This is a genomic window from Cytobacillus sp. T106, from assembly GCF_040492155.1.
Classification (GTDB): domain Bacteria; phylum Bacillota; class Bacilli; order Bacillales; family Cytobacillaceae; genus Bacillus_AB; species Bacillus_AB infantis.
On record NZ_JBEUMK010000034.1, the window covers coordinates 1 to 2,395 of the forward strand.

3 protein-coding genes are annotated in these 2,395 nt (G+C 43.3%); all 3 read left to right on the forward strand.

Annotated elements, in window-relative coordinates:
• The first annotated feature begins 232 nt into the window (after positions 1–232).
• The 3 genes from ABU165_RS25075 to ABU165_RS25085 all read left to right on the forward strand — a co-directional run bounded on the left by ABU165_RS25075 (position 233) and on the right by ABU165_RS25085 (position 2,118).
• Positions 233–550 carry a magnetosome magnetite crystal formation protein family gene (locus ABU165_RS25075; RefSeq protein WP_094768510.1) on the forward strand — a complete coding sequence of 106 codons (318 nt, stop codon included), beginning with the start codon at positions 233–235 and terminating at the stop codon, positions 548–550.
• 27 nt (positions 551–577) lie between these two features.
• Entirely contained in the window at positions 578–1,696 is a 1,119-nt protein-coding gene (locus tag ABU165_RS25080) for a DUF4097 family beta strand repeat-containing protein (RefSeq protein WP_318061078.1), read from the forward strand.
• Between the two features lie 65 nt (positions 1,697–1,761).
• Entirely contained in the window at positions 1,762–2,118 is a 357-nt protein-coding gene (locus tag ABU165_RS25085) for a phage holin family protein (RefSeq protein WP_318061077.1), read from the forward strand.
• The last annotated feature ends 277 nt before the right edge of the window (positions 2,119–2,395 follow it).

Consider the following 2,395-nt stretch of genomic DNA (forward strand, 5'->3'; position numbering starts at 1 on the left):
ATATTGGGAAACTTGCTAATAAAAAGAAAAAGCTGCTAATAAATATTACTCCAGGTATTACGATACTGCAAACGTACATTAATTTATCCTCTTTTCGGGTTAATTTTATGAATGTAGTACGAATTCTTTCATTTCTTTCCTTTTTTATAAATCATGATTCAGCTCATTATTTTCAGCTTCAGTGAAACTTTTAAAGCGCCCGTGCGTAAGTATTATCAAGGAGTTGAAAATGATGGATTCTAAAAAGGTGCTTTCGGCATTAAGTTATTTTAGTGTGTTTTTTGCAGGATTTATTTTTCCGCTCGTGGTTTTCTTTGCATCTGAAAATCCTTTTGTAAAAGTGCATGCTAAAAAGGCATTTTTGTCGCATCTGATCCCTTTGATTGCGCTGCCGGTCATTTTTCTGGCCATCCCTTTTGAGATTTTTTCCAATCCAAACGAAGTTCCGGTTTTTTTCCTGATTGGAATCGGCCTTTCCGTAATTCTTAGCTTGATTGTTGTAATCTGGAATATTGTCAAAGGCGTTCAGATATTGGCTGCAAGTGAATAGTGAATACTATATCGAGGAGGCAATAACATGAAAGATGAAAGAAAAAGGATTTTAAAAATGGTCGAGGACGGAAGCCTGCGTGCTGAGGAGGCACTTCTTCTGCTTGAGGAGCTTGAAAAGGCGTCGAAAACAATGGAGAAAAAAGAAGAAAAGCTGCATAGTGAATGGGGAAACCAGACCTATTTTGAAGAAGCGAAGAAACAGCAGCAGGACACGGCCCAATATAAATTCCACTATGCCAAAGAAAAAATCATTGAGTTTGTAGATACTGCTTTCCAGAAGATTAAGGATGCCGATCTGGATTTTAATTTCGGCCCTGCATTTGAAATATCTCATGTGTTCCAGCAGAACGATGTCAGATTGTCTGAAATTGAAATGGAAGTGGCGAATGGGAAACTGACGCTGATTCCCTGGGAGCAGAATGATGTCCGCATTGACTGCCGGGCTAAGGTGTACCGCGGTGAAACCCAAGATGAAGCCCGCCAGAACTTTTTAAGGGATGTCCTTTTTACGGCGGACAATGGCCGGCTGCTGTTTTCTGCGCAGCAGAAGTGGATGAAAGTTGAGGCCGCTGTGCATATTCCAAAGGAGCAGTATGACAGCATCCGAATCAGGATGTTCAATGGGCCGGTAGAAGGCAGCGACCTGGCCGTGAAAAAACTGAAGGTCAAGTCAGCGAACGGAAAAATTACGCTGGATAAGCTTAATGCCAGCCATCTTGAAGCTGAGGCAGGAAATGGCCAGATCACAGTTACTGGCAGCACACTGGATCATATAGAAGCAGAGACCGTCAATGGGGCGATAAAAGTTGCTGGTGATTATAAAAGTGCTGATCTTCAATCTTTTAATGGTAATATCCAGGTTCATGTTAAAGGCGACAGATGTGAACGGCTCGAAGCGGAAGCTGTCACCGGTACAGTCGACGTGTATCTTCCATCCGGAACGCCTGTGAATGGTGATCTGAGAACCAATCTTGGAGGCTTCCAGCTTGAGCTGGATGGAATCCAGGTAGTGGAGGAAAAATCAGAAATGGTGCAGAAAATGCTCAGATTTCAGTCTGTTAAAGACCCTGCAGCTGCCATTGATCTGAGGGCTAAGACCAAGACAGGGTCAATTGCTGTTAAAACTGGTGATTTTGTTAAATAATATAAGAATAAGCTGCGGCCAGAAGCGATGCTTCTGGCTTTTATCTATAAAAGAGGTGATGGACCGTGAGATGGCTGATAGGCATCTTGATCAATGCTGTTTTATTTGCCGCTTTGGCAGGATTTTTCCGTGATTCGTTTTATTTAGAAAGCTTTAGTGCAGCATTGGGGGCAAGCTTCATTTTGTCGCTGCTGAATGTGCTGGTGCGGCCGATTCTGATTATCTTGACTTTGCCCGTGACGCTGTTATCGCTTGGCTTGTTTTTATTTGTTATCAATGCTGTTACTTTGCTTCTGACTGATGGGATTATGGGGAGCTCTTTTGAGATAGATGGGTTTGGGATGGCTTTTTTGTTGGCTGTGATTATGGCGGTTGTTAATTTGGTTATTCAGAGGACGGTTATGGATCGGAAGGAAAAGTAGTTATAGAGGGTGGGCTTAATGATAAGCCCGCACTTTTTAAGAAAAACAGTTTGGATACTGCTGTAATGGGGCTGTTGATCTGCATTCCAGGCACTTCGCTTTCCGCGGGGCGGAGTTGAGCCTCCTCACAGCTGCGCGTCTGCGGGGTCTCAACATTTCCGCTATCTCCCGCAGGAGTCTGCGTGCCTTCCACTCCGGTCAACAGGGTTTTTAGAATTTATTTGTAATAGCAAAAGGAGAGACCTTAGCTCTCTTTGAATGGGGCTGTTGATCTGCG